This window comes from Solibacillus sp. FSL K6-1126 (assembly GCF_038003445.1).
Taxonomy (GTDB): Bacteria; Bacillota; Bacilli; order Bacillales_A; family Planococcaceae; genus Solibacillus; species Solibacillus silvestris.
On record NZ_JBBOPD010000001.1, the window covers coordinates 790223 to 809964 of the forward strand.

Sequence of the window (19742 nt, forward strand, 5' to 3'; positions counted from 1 at the left end):
AATAAAAAAAATATAAAAAAATTTGTGGATAAGAAATTACTAAAATTAATATTTTGAAGAAAGCAAAAAAGAAAGAAGAAAAATGCTCCTCGGACGTTTTCGGCAGGTGAAGGCGGGCGATAAGATTTTGGAGCATTTCTTACATAGAAAAATAAATATATTAGTATAATGTATTTTGGTTGAAAATACTCTTGGAATGCTGATAAATCAATGTTTCTCTCGAATTAAATGCTTGCAAATGGATAGTTTGTCTTGTAATATCAATCTTGTAAACAGCGTCAGTAATTATTTGGATACTATATCCGAATAACGAAGCGTTAATTATTTGTCGAAAGGAGAGAATGTAAATGAATACTTTAATAAATGATTTTCAATTCAAAGTAACCTCCAGTACAGGTTAAAAAGTTTGTGTTCTTACAAACAAAAAAAGCCTATTAGGAGCGGCAACTCCCAATAAGCACAGAAGAAATTAATCTATTTAAATCGTACTTTAAAAAACATTGAAGTACAAGTAATATTGGTCTCATTATTAACGATTAGGATTCGTATCGCTTTTAAATACTGAATATTCAATCTTTATTAATTGATACTAATAACTGCTCATTGACAACAACAAATAATAAAAAAAATCGGAGGTAACTAATATGTCAAATTATGCTACAAGACACGCTGAAACAATGATGGAGGAGTCTCGCTACGGAACTAATGATTCACAAGTTCGTAAACGTAAACCGAGAACACCTGAAAATGTGTGGATTCCATGTGAAGTTAAACATTGTAAAGAAGGGTTCTTTACTAAAAAAGAAGATGAGATGGTGGTCATTATATGGGCTCCATTAGACGGTGGTAGAGAAATCGAAACGGCAATCATTTTAGATAAGCCACCATTCATGGAAGACAAGATTCTAGATGTCATGTTACCAAATGCTACAAATGACTTTAAATTTGCAGATTTAGTAGGGGAAGGTGCAGCAATTATAGTTAAATTTAACGGCAACTTCACTAATTTAGTAGATATCGCCCCATTAAATGGACAAGACGCAGCACGCTTACAAGCAAAAAAGAACGCAGCATCTGCTAAGTTAATTGAGCAACACCTTTAGAAAAAACTGGATATAAATGTTAACATATAGATGAGATTTTGAAGACATTTACTTAAACTAATGAAGAAGGACATTTGTCCTTAAGAGCAAAGAGAAGTATGTCCTAATGGGAAATTTGAACGATTTGTAAAGGCCGATTTTCTAAAAAAGAAAATCGGCCTCTCCTCAAATTTTTTTGTTCTATCCCCAACACCTTCATCATAGGTATATGGTATGAACTAACTAAGAGTGGGATATAATTTCACATGTAATGAGGTAACAAACTAAATAGAGTCCTGGTTTGTGGGTGCTCTGTCAGTAAGAGCATCCGATCCAAAGGCCGGATTTTTTCTTTCTGACAGAGTGCTTTTTTTGTTCATAATTACTCTAAAAGAAAGGAAGGATACACAATGGCAGTAGAAGACACAAAAGAGGTGCAAGATTTTTTAGAGGGGTTTAAGGGTCACAATTTTAACACTAAGATAAGGAAGTTTTATAAAGAGGCAGACAAAATTTCAAAAGAGATTATTTGTTCACCCTCTTCTTTAGACAAAGAAGTTATCGAGCATGCCGTAAACAAATACAATCAGAGAGGCTCGATCTTTACCAAGGAAGAATTTGTTTTAATGGAGTTGAAAAGTAAAGTTTTGTATTTTTCTTTCGGATTGCATCGGTTTTATGGAAAATACGGTTGGAAAGATTTCAACTCACCAACTGAAGTTTTAGCGGGAACTATCCCACTTATCGGAGCTAAGTGGAATCACAGATTGGTTAGTTTTAATGTTTATGATTCTACAAAAAAGTACGAAGTAGATCAAAGTTGGAAAGATCTCTATGGTAACTCAGTATTTTTACTAGATATTCAGGGTAAACTCCCTCACAATGGCAAAGAAGTTTTAGACAAGAAGAAATATGAATACTTTAACGAATATACAAAATATCTTCAAATTAATGGTAAGACTGTTGCTAGAAATTACGTTGGTGTTTTCTTTCTAATACTCAAGTTAATTAGCGAATCTTATTCATCGGTGAATATACCCTATATCCGTTCTTTTATAAAGTAATGAGTACTCGTATATATCGCATCGACAAAAAAACTCCGCTTTGCGGGTTTTTTTATTTATCCTATTATTTACATTGTAAATGTTAATTGCGCTTTTCTCACAATTAACCGAACCTGTTTAGAAAATAAAGCGGTTGCTAATTTGATGTAGTTAAAAATTATAAACAGACGGGTTATATTTTCATTAATGCAGGTATAGTTTGTCTGTTTTCTTTAATATTTAAAATACCCCCTGTATAAGGTATATGTGATACTTGTGGTGGAGAATATAATAGTTCCTGACGAGAATTAGCATCAAGACCTAAAAGATTGGCGATTAGTAAAAGATAGTAAAGTAGAAAGCGCCAGACTGTGGAATATCTAATCATAAACTAAACTCTTAATTAATAATTTAAATTCCTTTGTAAATTAACCTAGACCAAATAACTCAGAAACACTTATCTTTATTAAGCCTTTTAAATTAGCAGCACGCCCGGGATGACGTGGATCTCCATGCTCTGTAAAAGTTCTAATAGCATTTTTAGTTTCAAAAACATATAAGTCATCTTTATATAATGGTGAAAGTAAATCAATAATATGTAAAACTTCTTTGTAATAAAGTAGGTTAGGGATGGTTTTCACTTCTGGTTTCCCCCAACCTAATATTATTAGTTTCTTATCCTTCATAGTTATTGCCAGCTTAGCTTTATTTAACCTTTGAACTCGTTCTAGAACTTTCGCTTCATTTAAAGTTCTAATATTTTCTAAAGCTGTGGTGGTATTACTAGCATATACAGGTAAAACATTACAAATGCTAATGTCTCTAATTTGATGTCCATCTACTCGATAGTTATAGAAGAAATCAATTAGCTTATTAATCGTACCATCTGATTTATCTTTGTCTGCTCCAGAAGGGTTCATTAAAATAATCCCTACTGACACGCCATCTCTTCGGTTTAAAAATGGAACCGTTAAAGAGTATCTGACATTTACATTTTCCATGAAGGTTTCCTTATCAATAACAATTTCAGGTTGATTTACTTTTGTTAGGTCGTACATTATAACCAATTTTCTCACTCCTGCTACATTTAAATAATATCTTAATCTTATCAATAATAACAGAAAATACCATTTATTGTTTACACTTCTTGTAAAAGTTTTATTGCATATTACATTTACTCAGCAATATATTAAAAGACCACAGTGCTGCGTTATACCTTTGCCACCTATTCGGTAAAAGGGGGAAGTACTGTAATATAATTCAGCCGGGTGACCCCCCATATGTTGCGCCATACCTTTGCAACTCATTTGGTAAAGAGGGGGATGCGCTTTGATATCATTCAACTGCTTTTAGGACACGAAGATTATAAAACAACTCGAGTGTATACACGATTTTTTGAACAGTTACAAAAGGAAGAATATGATCTATGGATGTAATAGAAATGATAACTTTTCTAGATTACGTAGATTGTGTCTTCTGAATAAAGACCTGTATATTTAATTGAAAAACGATCTTCAACAATCGGGCGCTTTCCTGGAATAAAAGGAGGTGCTGCACCTTGTTGAGCAACATATACAAATTAAGACATAGCAGGTATAAAGGATAGAAAAGAAAATATAAAAGGAACGTTCGTATGGTGTTACCTTCCAAATTGATTCAAATCGAGCACTTTAAAAATATTAATATGAAATGGCAAGAGCCGTCATAAATTTTTTTCATGGCGGGAAACCCACCGACATCAAGAAAAACGTCAGGAAGTCCAGCATCCTGATCTATGGAAAATAATAATTATTTAAAGAAAAGGTTTTAATTTATTCACCATAATTATCGATATCATACTCGTCCTGATTATAATCATTAATCTCATCGTCTGTGTTAACTTCATACTCGTTATTATCTGGAATATAGTGATAATCTATAATTTCATCAAAGTCATCTAGACCATCTGGATAAGAAGCAAGATCAGGATTAAAAGGAACACTGTAATCTGTACCATAATCATCGTCTGGTTCAGGTTCAGGTTTTGGCTCATCCTCATCATAGTCATGGTAATTATAATCAGAATTATAGAACGAGTGCTTTTGGGGTTTATTTACATCAGTTGATTTAAAACTATTTGCCCCATTTTTAAAAATTTCCTTAATTTCAGATTGTTCCAGTTCGTATTTAGGATCAAGTAATTTACCTGAATCGAGGTAGATATACCAGGAAAAATATCTTTTTCGTAAAAGGATTCCTTGATGAACAATTTCTATATCATCTTTGTTGGGTCCATAAAGTGAAAAACTTTCTACAAGTTTAAATTCTCCATTATATTTCACAAAAAAAAGACGACCCTCTGCCTCGTTTAAGCCCTTTCGTTCCATAACATCAATACTATGTAACTGGGAACCTGATTTAATATATCCCATATATTTCTCTAATTCTGTATTTATCAATTTATTTATCACCTTTCTATACATCCTTAATAGCTAATACTTAATATTTTACAGGTACTTTTACAACATATCTATAATTTGTAAAATTCAATTGTTAAAGTTTTAGAAGATTCTCAACCCTAAAAATAATATTTGTCGAAATTTGGGATAATACCCTCAAAAAAATTTGATTAAATCTTGCCTATACATAAAAAGGGAATAAATTGAGTTAGTTGGAACGCCGTATGCGGTGAAAGTCGCACGTACGGTGTGAAGTGGGGGAAAAGCTGGAGATAACGTAAAAGGTTTACCTATCACTATAGTAACACAGGCAGAAAAAATTTTTTTTATAAAAAACAAACTTCAAATTGGTACAGAAGAATTCATTTTGAAATCTTTGTTCAATATGAATTCTTCTTTTTTACCGTAAAATAAGATATTTACGAAGTGTTTTTGCTCAAACTTTATTTCAAAGCTACAGGATTATGAACCTGATAAGTGAATGTTATAAATTATTTAGTAAAATATATCTTATCTACCTAAAATTTTCTTTCCTAAAGCAAAGGCTCCACCAACAGCTGCCGCCCCTATAACTATTGGTGCTGCCGCAACTGCCGCTGATCCTACAGCGACGGCTCCGGCAATTGCTGCTCCACCAACAGCTGTACTACCAATAGCTGTTCCAGCAGCAGCTGTCGCAGCGGCAGTTACAACACCAGTAGCAGCTGTCGTAGCAGCGGCAGTAGCAGTAGTCGCAACTCCAGCGATGGTTCCTGCACCAACCATAATAGAACTTCCAATTGCAGTACTGCCAATTGCAGTTCCAACAGTAGTAGCAGCTGTGGCAACAGTTCCAGTCACGACAGCGCCAACGGATGTACTTGCTAATGCGCCAATGGCATAACTTGAAGCTGTAGCAACTGCTGTATCGCGAGTAATAGCAACACCTGCTTCGGATAAATCTTTATCTCCAGAAAAAACTTCAACAATATTGGTACCAATACTGAAACCAGCACCCGCTGCCCCACCTGTTCGCGCAGATGAAAGACCTGCTTGATTTAATGAATATATTTTTGATGTGATTTTAGCATTAGATGTACCAAGAATTTTGCTTTCTAGTTTCATAATATCTGCTAAACGTGTGGTTTGATTTAAACTTACATCTGATTCAATTAATTCTAATCCGGCAGATTTAGCTCGTTGTATTAATTGAGTATTTCCTTTGTCAACAACCATAGTTTGTCCTTGGTATTTAGTGAAATCAATATAAGTATTTTTATAACCAGCTTTTGCTTGTCCTAATACCTTAGTACCATCAGAATTTATAATTAAAAAATCTGCAATACTGTTATTAGATAAAACCTTAGTAGGTGTTCCTGAAATTGTTGCCTTTGCTGCATGTAATTCTTCAAAAACAAACCCCTTAAACCCGCCTGTTCCTCCACGCATTGTATTGTATTTTGCTAAGTTCGTGTATAATTTATCGTAAATACCAGCATTTTTAAATGCTGTAATGGTAGCTGTAGGTACATAAGAACCTTGATATTTTGAGGAATTGTATATATCAATATGCTCTGCAAAAGCATCTAATGTCCAACTATTCTTATCAATTGTCAACTTTACTTCATCAATACTAAGTCCTGTATATCGACATAAGGTAGAAACTTTATTGACCAATATCATTGTTTCTTTTACACATTCACCTGAGCAATAAAAGTTCCCTTCAAATTCGTAAATACATTCAGTTAAATGATGACAACAAGGGCAATTTGTTAAATTTGATTTAGCCGTTTTCTTTTGATGTGCCACTGAATTTATCACATCTCTAACACTTTGAAACGTATTGTATTTTGCTAAGTTCGTGTATAATTTATCGTAAATACCAGCATTTTTAAATGCTGTAATGGTAGCTGTAGGTACATAAGATCCTTGATATTTAGCGGAATTGTATATATCAATCTGCCATGCCAAAGTATCTAATGTCCACTTATTCTTATCAATTGTTAACTTTACTTCATCAATACTAAGTCCTGTATATTCACATAAGGCAGAAACTTTATTTACTAATACTGTTTCTTTTACACATTCATCTGAGCAATAAAAGTTCCCTTCAAATTCGTAAATACATTCAGTTAAATGATGACAACAAGGGCAATTTGTCAAATTTAATATAGCTGTTTTCTTTTGATATGCCACTAAATTTATCACATCTCTAACACTTTGAAACGCCATTTGTTTTTCTTTTGATACTGTTAGTACTTCATCTTCTGGTGATTTACTAGATTCTATTATTAAATTACTAAGAGTTTTTCGAACTTCAAAATCAACCGACATTGTAATTGCCCCTATTCTAATACATATTTAATTTAATATTGAAAATTGTAAAATATAACACTATTTCAAATTTATTATATATAAATTTAAATGTATTAGATACTATATTTGATAAAAGCAGTTAAACCAACTTTATTTTGTGGATTTGAAATAAAGTTGTACTGTTTATAAAATAGTCGTACCGTTTTGAAAAAAATTTAACCGTTTATAAAAAAGATGAACCGGAATTACCTATCTCTGTAAATAAGGGATTTCGGTTTTTCTTTTGGATTAAGAATATGTTAAGTGATAATAGAATTTATTCCATTAAACCAGCTAATAGTTGTCAATAATTTTCATTAAAAATAATAAAAATATCATGTTATACTAAATTTGTGCATGCCAAATAACCGTCCAAATTCTTGATTTGGAAAGTTTAGGTTTGCTTGGTTAAATTGTTAAATCAAGCTATGTCTTGGAAAGAAGTTTTGTTTTTTAATAGTGCATAAATCCAATGTAAGAGTTTGTTTGCACAAGCTATTACAGCTACTCTAAATGGTTTTCCTTCTTCACGTTTTTTATCATAAAACGCCCGTAGTTTCTTATTACGAGGAAGGATTTCATCTGTAGTTTTCTGTTTTCGACAATCACGAATTGCACATTTAACAGCCATATACAAAGCTTGCCGTAGTCTGCTAGAGCCTCTTTTGGTTATTCGGTTGTAAGTGCCTTTGAATGTACCTGATTCAAAGATACTTGGATCAAGACCGGCAAATGCGACTAGTTTCTTAGGGTGATTAAACCTTTCAATTTCCCCAATTTCAGATATAATCGTGGCAGCGATTTTTTCTCCGATACCAGGAATTGATTGGATAATCTTCGATTCTTCAATACTTTTGGCCAAAGCATCTATCTCATTTTCAAGTAGGGATAGGTGTTTTTTGTATTCAAAGATCATGTTAATATACATATCTAAACTTAGGGCAAGGCTAGAATATAAAGCCTGTTGAAATGGATTTTGAGCTGCTGCAGTCATTAGCTTTTCAGCCTGTTGATTTGCCCATTGTAGAGAACGAGAATTACAGAATTCTTTTATTTTAGTTGTTAATAATTCGTTATTGGCGCTCAATATATCTTCTGAAGTAGGATAAGTCTGTAGTATTTTTAAAGAAACATTCGAATATAAGTCGCCAAAAACATTACTATATTCAGGGAATACTTGATCTAAGACTGCCTGGAAATGTAGTTTAGTTTGTACAAACCTGCCTGTAATATTATCGTGCTGTCTCGTAAGATGACGTAAGTTCGCAAGTTGGATGCCACGCTTTTTATAAGGCTCTAAATCCTCTTTATAATACAGCTCGCAGAGATGATTGGCATCAACGATATCTGTTTTTACCTTTCGTAAACTAGAACTTTTCGTCTTATAAGAGATGAGTGGATTTACGATAATGATTAAATAACCTTTGTCTTCAAAATATTGAACAACTGGTGTGTGATAATGGCCTGTAGACTCCATAACTAGGGGAGGGCGCTCTCCTGAAATATCTTCTACTTCTTTAATAAAATCTAATAAACTAGCTAACCCATCAAGATCATGTTTTACTTTAAAGCTTTTCTTGTAGGGCTTCTTTCTTTCCAAATAAGCTTGAACCTGACTTTCACCTTTAGCTATATCCAGGCCAATGACTGGATTCATTATAATTCCTCCTTCAAAATGATAATTGCCGGTAACCCCTAAATCCTCTTTGTAGTGTCATAGCTTCGCTTGTTATACGAGATCACTGTCCCAACCAGCCTCAAACATGTTTCTACAAGTAGGGGGTGAACTGTTTTGCGGACGAGGTTTTAGCCCCACGGGCGCGAACGTTCTACCTCGGCTACCGTTATCATATATCGATATAAAAAATGGTCAACCAGAAATATTTTCTGGCTGACCTAATAATACGAAGGGCGCGATTGTTGAATAAGAATTTGAAGAAATAAGCAAATTTTTTATAAAACTCACTATTTAACTAAAATGAAAATCTCCATTTTGTATGAATCTTTTACAGTTTTAGTTTAATACAGACTGAATTTAATGTATTATAGGAGCTATTAAAAACCAGTAGCCATCAACCCGAAAAAATCGTGGATTGATGGCTATTTGTCGTGTATTAATTGGGGTTACTTATTTCAGCTTGTATAACTTCACTTGGGCATGACCGGAAATTTGCTCGACAGCTAATATCATATCATCAAAAGAAGCAATCTGATCTGTCTTTAACGCGGCTAGCGTTGTCCCGCTATTCAAATCATAAATTGTAGCGGAGGCAGGATTTTTTTGTGTATCAATCCCGTACTTGCCATTTTCGGATGTATAGATTAATGCTGGCAATGTATACAAGTGCTGGTTGCGTTTATTGAAAAACTGATATTCTTGATCCTTGTATATATAGTAGAGATTGTCGTTAAAAACGAGATGCTGCGAACCACTGGAAATTTGCATAGAAAAGTCATCCAAATTTACAAAATGGTAACTGCTTCCTTCCTGTGTGTAAGTAGAGAGGATAAGCTGACCACTTATGAATGTTGGTTCGGGTGAGGACGATACAGAGCCGGGCAGCCCCAAATAATCGACCACTTTCCCTTTGTTGTTAACTTTAAGCAAAATTTCAGCACCTAAGCCTCTTTCATTTTCGCGCAGGATGAAATAAAAATGATCCTTGTATTTTGTAAGAGCAGACGAAGAAAAGCTGTTCCGGTACCCATTACTGAAATTAGGAACTGTACTTAAATCTGGCTTTATGTGGAATTTTGTTGATGAGCCAATAACTGTCTGTTCTGTAATACCATATAGTTCAAGTCCTTTTTCCCCAAACGAAAAAGATAGCAGATAATCTTCACCAGGCAATGATTTCTCTGATGCTTCTACGAGTTTGCCTTTTCGGTCAAATTTCAGCAGTATATCGGCTGTCTCATATTTCTTTGTGTTAAAATTGTAGACATTATCGCGGATTGCAAGAAGGTTAGGATCCACTTTTGATTTAAGGATATAAAAACCATATAATCTGATACCTGATTTCCATGTGGCTTTTTTATAGACCGATCTGAAGTTCTCATCATAGATTGTGACTGCTCTTTTTTCGCGATGAACGACGTAGCCGTTCCCTTGAAAATCAAAAAAGTGAATCTCTCCTCCTGTCAGTTTTGACAGATTTGTAACTTTCGACGTTTTGTTATTCACCTTGAAAATTTCATAATGGTTTTCGTCTTTTTTCGTGGTATAAGACGCCAACAACGTTTCATTCTTCGACGTCGTCACCCCGTCCATCACCATCGATTTGTTGGTCAGTTTTCCTTGCCAGATTACGGAAGGCTCCATGGCCATTGACTGGGGTGTAAGAATAATGAAAAGTAAAGCAAGAAAAGATAAAATCGAAATTACCAAGTTTTTTATTCTCAACTAATTCACTCCTTATTTTGCAATATATGTTATATTTTAGCAGCGATTAAACCTTTTTGCTATGTTTTTAACACTCTGGACAACCGGTAAAGGATGCAATTTACCTCCATAAAAAAACCGCATCTTGACGAGAACTCATGCGATTTCTATTATCTAATCAGTTAATACCAATAGCGAATGACTAGCTTTTGACATCTTCCGTTATAGATGGAGTTAGTTGAATAAAGCAGAGAAAGTATATTTATTTACCTTGGAGGATGGGTTATGGGAGAAAACCAATTATTTATACCATATTGTTACTAGGAATAAAATGAGCCTTGGGCAGATAATCCATTTTGATAGTAAATTCTAAGGGTGAAGATTTCATTCAAATTATACAGAATCACTACACAAATGAAGGTTTAAATTTAGATAAAGATAATGCGAATGTAGGTATTAAATATTTAGACCAAACCACTAGAGCTATAAGAGAAGTAATAGTAATGAAATTTCAATATTAATTCATACATATCCTGAAGACCAAGAAGTTATGGAACAACTATTATCTAATTTATCTCAAGATTAATCTTCAACTATCGTGCGCTTTCCTTAAAATAGCTAAGCAGCTTGAATATTATTGAACGGATTTGGGGGATTTATATGTCATTTGAACAATGCCAAAATGTTACTTCCTTAATGGCAGAATTTAATAAAACTTGGTTCATTGCCGGTGGGTGGGCGATTGATCTTTTTTTGGGGAAAGAAACAAGAGAACACAAAGATATAGAGATTGCTATATTTCGAAAAGACCAACTAAATTTAAAAGCATATCTAAAAGAATGGGATTTTAAGAAAGTAATTAAAAGTGAATTCCATAATTGGGAAAATGAATTTTTAGAGCTGCCTATTCACGAAATACATGCTACCAATAAGTTAAATGGAGATAAGATTGAAGTTCTTCTTAATGAAGCAACAGATAATGATTGGGAATTCAGAAGAGATATTAGGATTTCCTCACCACTAAATTCAGTGTGGAGTTATTCTGAAACGGGTATTCCCTACCTAAATCCAGAAATAGTACTTTTATATAAGGCGAAGAATACAAGAGAAAAAGACCATCAAGATTTTATTACAGTAAAGGACCATCTTGATTATAAGAAGAGACAATGGCTCAAATCTGCACTTGAACTTCACGAACCCGAACATAAGTGGATTCAATTTTTAATCTAATATTTTTCAACTAACCAGTTAATATAAGGTGATCATTATTCCACAAGCGGACCATATTGTTGAGGAACATTTTTTCTGGGGCAATCCTAACTTAACTGGTGTGTAGAATCAAAAATATGAAACGCTACCAAAGCGTTGTTTGGCACATAATTCTTGGTGAGATAGATATTGATTATCAGGATATTCCCATTAAGGGAAGTTATAAGGTGTCTATTTCGAATACCCTGATGGTTAGTAAGGAGAGGGTTGAATTAAATGGAGAAGTGGAGTGTAAATTTAATGTAGATAATGAAACCATATTACATGCTTATAATAAAATTAAAACACCGAAACATATACAAGATGAAGACCCGTAACCCTTTTTCACAAATATATTTTACTAAGTCATAACCTGTTGGCAATAGATTACCTTGTAGATCTTCTCCTAAATCATGGTCAAGAGAAAGTATATCTACTTCGTGAGTTTTAAGTAAGTAAATGGCTTCTTAAAACGTTCATGCCACGACAAAACCAATAGGACAATCTCTTAAATCATCTACATATACATTATGAATTCCTTTCTCCACAATAAGTTTTAAATGTGTACTGACTAAAGTTACTAATATTTTATAGTATATATTGATTCTTACCTATATAAAAATAAAAGCAGAAATAGTGCTTTAACTAATTCTGCAAAAAGCTATTATAATGTGCATGTAACCGTCAAGCTAATTTGAACATTTTTTGCTCATTAAGGATGAACACTTTTTAAACCTTTACAATACAAATGACTTCTTGGTTAAGTATTCTTAGTGATTCAAACAGAGCTTAATACGATATTTTCATATAGGGTACATATTACTATATTGGAAGGAGAAATCGAAAACATAATTTAGTAGGAATCAAATCAGTAAGTGTGAATGTGATTGTTTTACTACTGAAAAAAGGTATCAGATAAATATGAATTTTACAATTTTTCAATCGGGATTTATGGTATGTTATATATAGTGAAAATGAAATATACGGAGTGGAACCATGAAAAAAATACTATTAACAGGACTATTATCTGTAGGGATACTTATTTTTAATCTCTCTACATTAGCTGAAGCCTCTCTGGTAGCATCAGAAGATAGCGTTATTGTAAAATACCATTCAGAAACAAGCAAACAATTAATCATCAAGCAAGCTAATGTTGTCGTAGAAGAGTACGAGCATTTACAAATGATGATGATAAAAATTTCAAACGAACAGTTAAAAAGTTTGAAGAAAGAAGGACATATCGAGTTTTACGAAAAGAACAAACAATTCACCCTTCAAAATCAGTTTAAAGTAGCAAATTTATCTTCTGCTGAATTAGAACGGTGGAATTTGAAGGCAATGGATGTGCAAAGTAGCTGGAGTCAGGGCTATACAGGTAAAGGCGTTAAAATTGCAATTATTGATTCGGGGGTGGCAAACCATTCGGACCTGACAATTGCGGGTGGAAAATCATTTGTAGGGGAAAGCTATGTTGATGATCATGGCCATGGGACCCATGTGGCAGGAATTATTGCAGGAAAGCATAATGGTATCGGTGTAGCTGGAGTTGCACCAAATGCTGAAGTTTATGCTGTGAAGGCAATAAAGAGTGATGGGATCGGTGATGTTCGGGTTGTGTTGCAGGCAATTGATTGGGCAATCGACAATCATATGGACATCATTAATTTAAGCTTTGGAGATTTGGAATATGCGCAGTCCTTGCATGAAGGAATTAAGAAGGCATCTGAATATGGTTTACTAATCGTCGCAGCAAGTGGCAATGAAGGAAATGACAACGGGACTGGAAATACGATTAATTACCCGGCACGTCATGAAGAAGTAATATCAGTAGCTGCGATTAATCGTTATTTCAAGCGTTCTTCATTTAGCGGAACGGGCGATATGAATGATTTTGCAGCACCGGGAGAAGAAATTTACAGTACATATTTAAATGGCCAATATGCTACATACAATGGTACATCGATGGCAACACCACATATAACGGGAATGCTAGCACTATTAATGGAACAATATCCATATGCAACACCTGCTGAATTGCGGGAAGGTTTGCGTTATATTACTGATGATTTAGGAGATGCAGGTTTCGATACTTTGTACGGGTATGGGCTGCCTAAGTTCAGACTTCCGAATGTACGAGTTGTAGATGAGCTTTTGAAGAGTGGGATATCTGCTGAGGCTTTGAATAAAAAAATTGATTCAATGCCTGATTCGATTGAAAAACTGGCATTAAAAAATGAACGAAATAAAGCAGAGCAAACGATTATTAAAGAAATCAATCAATTATTAGGTGATTTTGAAAAAAATCCTACTGAACAGTATATGACTGATTTAAAAGCACTATTAGCGAAATTGGCTGCTACTGATGTAAGAGTCCAAAAGCAAAAAGAAGTTGATGCTGTTATTGAGAGGTTACTGGAACCGGCAACAAACGCTGTTACAACTTTTATTAAAAATAAAACAGTCTATAACTATAAAAAGGCTGAAGCAGAAATGAACAAATTACCTTCTTTAAATAAGAAGAATGATTTAGAAGAAGCGTTAAATGAGGCGCTAAAGGAATTTGCGAAAAAAGCAATTGACAGTTTGGCACAATATGAAAAGCAGCCAACTAAGAGTCAATACAGTTATGCGAACTTTTCCATTAATAGCTTACCAGATTCATCGATTAAGTCTGAACTACTCGAAAAGTTGGCAAAGCAAGTACAAGCTGCCGTAAAAACTGCAATGGTAAATATTTCAGCATATGAAAAAGTCCAAACATTGAACAACTATAATAAAGCAGTAAAGGCTGTTCAATCAGTATTTGATGAAAAACAGCGTGAACTGCTGGAAAAAAGAATTCAGAAAACAGTCAACAATAATACAGCTAAAGCGAAAACACGTGTAGCCAATTATGAAAAGAAAAAAACAAAAGCTAACCGGAACTTAGCGGTGAAATTAGTACAAGAGCTGCCAAATGGAAAAGAAAAACAGCAGTTATTGAAAAGACTAAAATAAAGCTTTCATGCATCAAGATAGAGTAAGCTAAACTTAAAGCCCCAATTGTACATTTCTGGTATATCGGACCAGCTATTTTGTACAAAAGGGGCTTTTATTATTAATAAATATGAAGTTTATACCTTACTTATCCCGTTACCAACGGACAACTCTCATCAGCCGCCCATTCATTCAACGAACCATCATACACCGCCACGTTTTCCTGACCTAATTTATTTAACAGTAACGCGTTCCATGTCGCAGCAATTCCACCACCGCAATAAGTAATCACTTTTTTATTAGGATCGAGCGCACCTAATTTTTCAAAGGTAGCGCATAATGTTGCATCATCGTATAGTAAACGCGTTTCAGGATCTGAATGGGACCCGAAAAAAGCATGCTTACTTCCCGGAATATGGCCTGGGCGCGGGTATGTTGTTGTTTCACCTCGGAAGTCGGCCTCTGACAAACTGTTGATCAATACAATATTATCATCCCCTAAAGCTGCCTTTACCTCTTCTTTAGTAACAATCATATGCTCACGGCGTTCTCCTGGAAATGGTGCAGGCTCATAATTGGAGATTCCTGTTTCTGTTGGACGACCATCAAGCTTCCACTTACGGTATCCACCGTCGAGTACAGCTACATTATCAAAGCCTTCATATTTTAATTGCCAGCGCAAACGTGCCGACCAGTCAGATGCTAATATATCGACATTTACCAGTGGTCCGCGGTCATAAATAACTACATAAGTTTCTTCAGTAATTCCTAATGGTTCCACCACTTTCAGAAATTGCTCTCTTGTTGCAATTGTAAATGGTGCCTTTCCTTCAGGGTTAGTGAAGTCCTTCAGTAAATCAGCATAAGCAGCTCCCGGAATATGCTCTTCCTTATAAGCTTCGAAACCGGACCATAGTTCTGGGAATCCTTCGCCTTCAGGAATTTTTAAGAAAGTTGATGCATCGATTAAGCGTAAGTTTGGATCTTCAAGTCGCGCCTCCACCCAGTCACCATCCACTACATATGGAATTTTTCTCATCATTATCAAGCTCCTTTTTGAATTATTCTTATAGAATTACTCTGTATAAATTTCACTTTAACACAAATTATTGTTGAGTTCTATTTGCTGCTTTGGTCAGAACAAATCTAACTGAATTGAGATTAGCAAGTTTTAAAAGTAGAGCTATAAGTACATATTATAGAAATTATAAATGATTAAGTAGAATTAAGTACACATAAGATAGATATTCTTAATAAGAAATAAGACTCTAATTAAGGGAATAGGAGAATTGGCTCTATTAGATATTATTGAATTTTTATAAAATTATAACATTGTTTAAATATAACTTTAATATTCAAATGATGTAATAGAGTAAGTAAGCATTCCTATTATAAGTGGTGTTTTTAAAAGCAAGAAGGTATTCATTTAATCTCCCAAAGCAAATCCTTTAATTAAATTAAGAAGGGTTTGCTTTTTTGAGATATAAAAAATTATAAGGAGCTAAAACAAATGAAAAATAGTGGATTCAATTATGTGTCCAAAATTGTATTATCATTTTTACTAGTACTATCTATGATTTTGCCTCACTTTTCAGTTGTACAAGCAGAAACAACTGGCGCTATCGGAGTAGATGAAGCGATTAGCCAGTTTGATCCAGCTTTTGCTAAATCGGACGTTAAGGTAGAAGGTTATATAGTAGGTTTTGCAAAAAGTGAAACCTCTTATGTAGTAGAAGCTGAAACGGATACGAATATCGCTATCGCGGACAGTCCGGGTGAAACCGATGTAACAAAAATGCTCTACATTCAACTACCAGCGTCATTCAGAGCTGAATTTGGATTGAAAACGAATCCTGGCAATCTTGGTAAAAAAGTAGTAATAACAGGTTCGCTGGAAAAATACTTTGGTAATCATGCAGGATTAAAATCACCTAGTTTCATTCAGTTTGTTAGTAATGATTCACCTACTCCAGAAGAGCCGACACAAGTAGCAACTGTCAAAGCTTCCCCAGCAACCGGCGAAGTTTATGCAGGAACAAAAGTAACTCTTTCATCGGCTACGCCAAATGCAACGATTTATTACACTACAGATGGTTCTGAACCGACAACAGAAAGTACGGTTTATAATGGATCAACAGGTATAGTTATCAATGAAGCAACGACAATTAAAGTATTTGCAACAGCAGCAGATTTGGACAATAGCGAAGTTGCAACATTTACCTACACAATTAAAACAGCGCCAACAGCCATTTCAATTGAAGAAGCACGCAATAAGGCAATCGGCGAGGAAGTAATTGTTTCAGGGATTGTCACTGCAAAACTTGAAACAGCGACAGCGCATATTCAGGACGAGACGGGTGCAGCGATTGCAATTTACCCAGCGGACAGTCTTACAGCAAAAGTTGGAGACCTTGTTACCGTTCAAGGGACAGTTGATGAATACAGCGGGCTTAAACAGTTAAAGAATATCTCCCTTGTTGGTATAACAACTTCATCAACAGTACCGGAGCCGCAAGTTATCACAAGCGCAGGTATTGCAGAAAACAATGAATCTCGTTTAGTAACTCTAAAGAACGTAGAGATTACCGGGTCTGGCCAAAACTTTACAGGAACAGACGCAGCCGGCTCGTTTGCAATTTATGATAAAACAAGAGATTCTGGTTTAGTAAATGGAAAAACGTATGGGGAAATTACAGGGATTGTTGGTCAGTTTACAAACCATCAGCTGCTTCCAATCCGTATTATTGAAGATACGACAAAAGTGCAGGATGTCCAAGCTTCTCATACAGGTGGCGTAACAGCCGGCACTAATGTAAAACTTTCTACAATTACAGAAGGTGCAACGATTTATTACACAGTGGATGGTTCGACACCGACAACAGCAAGCACAAAATATACGGGTCCAATTACTGTCAACAAACCGATGACGATTAAAGCTATTGGTGTAAAAGACGGGTTAACGAACAGTACAGTTGCAACATTCGTGTACGAGATTATTGATACGGACAATGCGACAATCAGCGAAATTCAAGGGGCAAACCATACTTCTCCGTATGCAGGATTACAAGTAAACGATGTAGATGGTGTCGTAACATTTGTAATTGACGGTTCTAACTTCATTATGCAAGAAAATACATCGTTCGATGGTGTGAAATCAACTGCGATAAAAGTGAACAAATCATCGCATGGTGTTTCGGTAGGAGATGCAGTGAAAGTAACCGGTAATGTAACGGAAGTCGGCGGTAATACGCGTTTAAAAGATACGCAAATTGCTGCTACTGAGATTGAAAAAACAGGAACGGCAGCTGTTCCTGAAACACTTGTGATCGGTGAAGATTTATTCCCTCCAAAAAGAATTATCGATAATGACAGTTTTGCCATTTTTGACCCGCAAGAAGACGGAATTGATTTCTGGGAGTCAATCGAATACATGCTTGTCTCATTCCCTGAAGCAAGAGTAGTAGGACCGATGTATAACAATGATTCACCAATCGTCGTTCCTGGTACAACAAACAATACGTTTAATGACAATGGCGGTCTAAATATTGCTGCCGATGATTACAACCCTGAAAAGATTATGCTTGAAGGGGTATCAGGAAAAAACTATGAATCAGGCGATCACTTTAATGATGCGCTGATCGGTTTTGTGGAGAACTTCTCTGACGGTTACCGCCTGAATACGAATAAAGTATTCCCGGAAGTAATAAAGGCGAACATTCAGCAGGAAGTAACGCATCTTGATCCGGTAGCGGACAAGCTGAACTTGGCATCTTATAATATTGAAAACTTTTCGAATAACAAGGATAATACATCCGATGAAAAAGCAGCAAAAATTGCTTCGACATTTGTAAATAATATGAAGTCACCGGATATTATTACATTAGTGGAAGTACAGGATAATGACGGTCAAACAGATTCAGGAAATGCCGATGCATCAGAAAGTTACTTGCGATTAATTAACGCAATTAAAGTAGCGGGTGGTCCTCAATATGACTGGATTGATGTTATGCCGATCAATAATACAAGTGGTGGTGCACCAGGCGGAAATATCCGTGTAGGATACTTGTACAACCCTGAACGTGTTTCACTTGTTGATGGGACAAATGGAACAGGAGAGCAGGCGAATGCATGGACAGAAGAAGGCAGCCTTGCATTGAATCCAGGTTTTGTGAATCCTTCAAAATTTGAAGATACACGTAAACCGATTGCGGCAGAGTTTGAATTCCAGGAAGAGCGCATTGTCGTTATTGGTGCACATTTAAATTCTAAAGGTGGGGACGATTCGTTATGGGGTCCAACACAGCCACCGGTTTTAGGATCTGAACCAGAGCGTATTGAGCTTGCACAGGTAATCAATGACTTTATCGATGAAGGTCTTGCAAAAGATCCGGACGTTAACATTGTTGTAGCGGGTGATATGAATGACTTTGAATTTACACCGGCTCTTGAAACATTAAAAGGTGGCGTTTTGACGAATATGGTCGACAAGGCACCTGTGGAAGATCGCTTCAGCTACTATTTCCAAGGAAACAACCAAGTACTGGATCACATTTTAGTATCGAACAATCTTGCAGAAATAACGGAGATTGATATGATTCATATTAATGCGAACTTTACGGAAGCGCAGGGCCGTGCATCTGACCATGATCCGGTACTAGTTCAGATTGATTTGAAGTCTGGTAAAGAAGAAACACCGGAGCCGATCATACCGGAAAATGTGTACAATTATAACAACTATAAAACAGGCAAGTTAATTATGAACCGCCCAAGTATTTCACTTACACTGGGTGAGAATACAGATATTAAAAACGGTATTGCGGTATTTAGTGAATATGCAGAATTCCACGGAGTTGGATTTGCAGATAAAACGGTAACACTCAGCCCTAAAAAAGGAAATGCAATTATTGACTTTAAAGGTACAAAAATCGGTAAAATAATCATTGAAGGTAATCATGTAAAAGAAATACGGAATCTGCCTCCGGGTGCAAACATTCAGTATGTTAAAGGAGCGGATGAGAAAAGCATAGAGTTCAAGTGATTGTTCTTTATTAAGTTAATACAAATTAAAACTCTACATGGCTTTTGCTGTGCAGAGTTTTTTTTCACGGCAAGGTGCAGAATAATTTACTGATATAAGTCCATTCAGCAGTTGGAGCTGGTCCCATACTGCCGTTCATATCGAGCAGGATAAATTTCAGCGAGAATCCTTAACAAGATGGTGCACTTAACAAACTGGGGA

14 protein-coding genes and 1 pseudogene are annotated in these 19742 nt (G+C 35.2%); 8 read left to right on the top strand and 7 right to left on the bottom strand.

The window, feature by feature from the left end; translation table 11 throughout:
* The first annotated feature begins 644 nt into the window (after window positions 1-644).
* Complete coding sequence (locus MHH44_RS03900; protein WP_340797854.1) at window positions 645-1103, top strand: hypothetical protein; 459 nt, start codon at window positions 645-647, stop codon at window positions 1101-1103.
* A gap of 389 nt (window positions 1104-1492) precedes the next feature.
* Window positions 1493-2146 (top strand): hypothetical protein, encoded by a 654-nt coding sequence (locus tag MHH44_RS03905; RefSeq protein ID WP_340797855.1) that lies wholly within the window; start codon window positions 1493-1495, stop codon window positions 2144-2146.
* A gap of 407 nt (window positions 2147-2553) precedes the next feature.
* Here the strand turns inward: MHH44_RS03905 and MHH44_RS03910 are convergent, their stop codons facing one another.
* Window positions 2554-3183 carry a DUF1643 domain-containing protein gene (locus MHH44_RS03910; protein ID WP_340799484.1) on the bottom strand — a complete coding sequence of 210 codons (630 nt, stop codon included), beginning with the start codon at window positions 3181-3183 and terminating at the stop codon, window positions 2554-2556.
* 210 nt (window positions 3184-3393) lie between these two features.
* On the opposite strand from MHH44_RS03910, the gene MHH44_RS03915 reads away from it, so the two are divergent.
* Window positions 3394-3561, top strand: a complete 168-nt coding sequence (locus MHH44_RS03915) for a tyrosine-type recombinase/integrase (RefSeq protein ID WP_340797856.1) — start codon at window positions 3394-3396, stop codon at window positions 3559-3561.
* A 375-nt stretch (window positions 3562-3936) separates the two neighbouring features.
* On the opposite strand, the gene MHH44_RS03920 is transcribed toward MHH44_RS03915, so the two are convergent.
* The 4 genes from MHH44_RS03920 to MHH44_RS03935 all read right to left on the bottom strand — a co-directional run bounded on the left by MHH44_RS03920 (window position 3937) and on the right by MHH44_RS03935 (window position 10300).
* A complete protein-coding gene (locus MHH44_RS03920) occupies window positions 3937-4563 on the bottom strand; it encodes a hypothetical protein (protein WP_340797857.1) in 627 nt (208 codons plus the stop codon).
* A gap of 510 nt (window positions 4564-5073) precedes the next feature.
* Window positions 5074-6876 carry a hypothetical protein gene (locus tag MHH44_RS03925; protein WP_340797858.1) on the bottom strand — a complete coding sequence of 601 codons (1803 nt, stop codon included), beginning with the start codon at window positions 6874-6876 and terminating at the stop codon, window positions 5074-5076.
* A gap of 442 nt (window positions 6877-7318) precedes the next feature.
* Window positions 7319-8554: an IS110 family transposase gene (locus MHH44_RS03930; RefSeq protein WP_340797860.1), complete on the bottom strand. Its 1236-nt coding sequence runs from the start codon at window positions 8552-8554 to the stop codon at window positions 7319-7321.
* Window positions 8555-9025: 471 nt separating this feature from the next.
* On the bottom strand, window positions 9026-10300 hold the full coding sequence (locus MHH44_RS03935) for a hypothetical protein (RefSeq protein WP_340797861.1): 1275 nt from the start codon (window positions 10298-10300) through the stop codon (window positions 9026-9028).
* A 310-nt stretch (window positions 10301-10610) separates the two neighbouring features.
* Between MHH44_RS03935 and MHH44_RS03940 the strand changes: the two are divergent.
* The 3 genes and pseudogenes from MHH44_RS03940 to MHH44_RS03950 form a co-directional block, all read left to right on the top strand.
* Window positions 10611-10782, top strand: a pseudogene (locus MHH44_RS03940) (DUF2441 domain-containing protein); the annotation flags it as partial.
* Window positions 10783-10939: 157 nt separating this feature from the next.
* On the top strand, window positions 10940-11509 hold the full coding sequence (locus tag MHH44_RS03945) for a nucleotidyltransferase domain-containing protein (RefSeq protein ID WP_340797862.1): 570 nt from the start codon (window positions 10940-10942) through the stop codon (window positions 11507-11509).
* 116 nt (window positions 11510-11625) lie between these two features.
* Entirely contained in the window at window positions 11626-11865 is a 240-nt protein-coding gene (locus MHH44_RS03950) for a hypothetical protein (protein WP_340799537.1), read from the top strand.
* Here the strand turns inward: MHH44_RS03950 and MHH44_RS21170 are convergent.
* Entirely contained in the window at window positions 11809-11988 is a 180-nt protein-coding gene (locus tag MHH44_RS21170) for a cyclic-phosphate processing receiver domain-containing protein (RefSeq protein WP_445683048.1), read from the bottom strand. The two genes, MHH44_RS03950 and MHH44_RS21170, sit on opposite strands and share 57 nt — an antisense overlap.
* 535 nt (window positions 11989-12523) lie before the next feature.
* Between MHH44_RS21170 and MHH44_RS03960 the strand changes: the two genes are divergently transcribed.
* Window positions 12524-14524, top strand: a complete 2001-nt coding sequence (locus MHH44_RS03960) for a S8 family serine peptidase (protein WP_340797863.1) — start codon at window positions 12524-12526, stop codon at window positions 14522-14524.
* A 127-nt stretch (window positions 14525-14651) separates the two neighbouring features.
* Here the strand turns inward: MHH44_RS03960 and MHH44_RS03965 are convergent, their stop codons facing one another.
* On the bottom strand, window positions 14652-15542 hold the full coding sequence (locus MHH44_RS03965) for a sulfurtransferase (RefSeq protein WP_340799485.1): 891 nt from the start codon (window positions 15540-15542) through the stop codon (window positions 14652-14654).
* Between the two features lie 471 nt (window positions 15543-16013).
* Between MHH44_RS03965 and MHH44_RS03970 the strand changes: the two genes are divergently transcribed.
* Complete coding sequence (locus MHH44_RS03970; RefSeq protein WP_340797864.1) at window positions 16014-19541, top strand: chitobiase/beta-hexosaminidase C-terminal domain-containing protein; 3528 nt, start codon at window positions 16014-16016, stop codon at window positions 19539-19541.
* Window positions 19542-19742: the final 201 nt, after the last annotated feature.

What these genes read in the sequence shown, in the direction of transcription:
- MHH44_RS03925 (WP_340797858.1), bottom strand. Translation starts at nt 6,876, where the DNA reads ATGTCGGTTGATTTTGAAGTTCGAAAAACTCTTAGTAATTTAATAATA.
- MHH44_RS03900 (WP_340797854.1), top strand. Translation starts at nt 645, where the DNA reads ATGTCAAATTATGCTACAAGACACGCTGAAACAATGATGGAGGAGTCT.
- MHH44_RS03910 (WP_340799484.1), bottom strand. Translation starts at nt 3,183, where the DNA reads ATGTACGACCTAACAAAAGTAAATCAACCTGAAATTGTTATTGATAAG.
- MHH44_RS03965 (WP_340799485.1), bottom strand. Translation starts at nt 15,542, where the DNA reads ATGAGAAAAATTCCATATGTAGTGGATGGTGACTGGGTGGAGGCGCGA.
- MHH44_RS03960 (WP_340797863.1), top strand. Translation starts at nt 12,524, where the DNA reads ATGAAAAAAATACTATTAACAGGACTATTATCTGTAGGGATACTTATT.
- MHH44_RS03950 (WP_340799537.1), top strand. Translation starts at nt 11,626, where the DNA reads ATGAAACGCTACCAAAGCGTTGTTTGGCACATAATTCTTGGTGAGATA.
- MHH44_RS03945 (WP_340797862.1), top strand. Translation starts at nt 10,940, where the DNA reads ATGTCATTTGAACAATGCCAAAATGTTACTTCCTTAATGGCAGAATTT.
- MHH44_RS03905 (WP_340797855.1), top strand. Translation starts at nt 1,493, where the DNA reads ATGGCAGTAGAAGACACAAAAGAGGTGCAAGATTTTTTAGAGGGGTTT.
- MHH44_RS03930 (WP_340797860.1), bottom strand. Translation starts at nt 8,554, where the DNA reads ATGAATCCAGTCATTGGCCTGGATATAGCTAAAGGTGAAAGTCAGGTT.
- MHH44_RS03970 (WP_340797864.1), top strand. Translation starts at nt 16,014, where the DNA reads ATGAAAAATAGTGGATTCAATTATGTGTCCAAAATTGTATTATCATTT.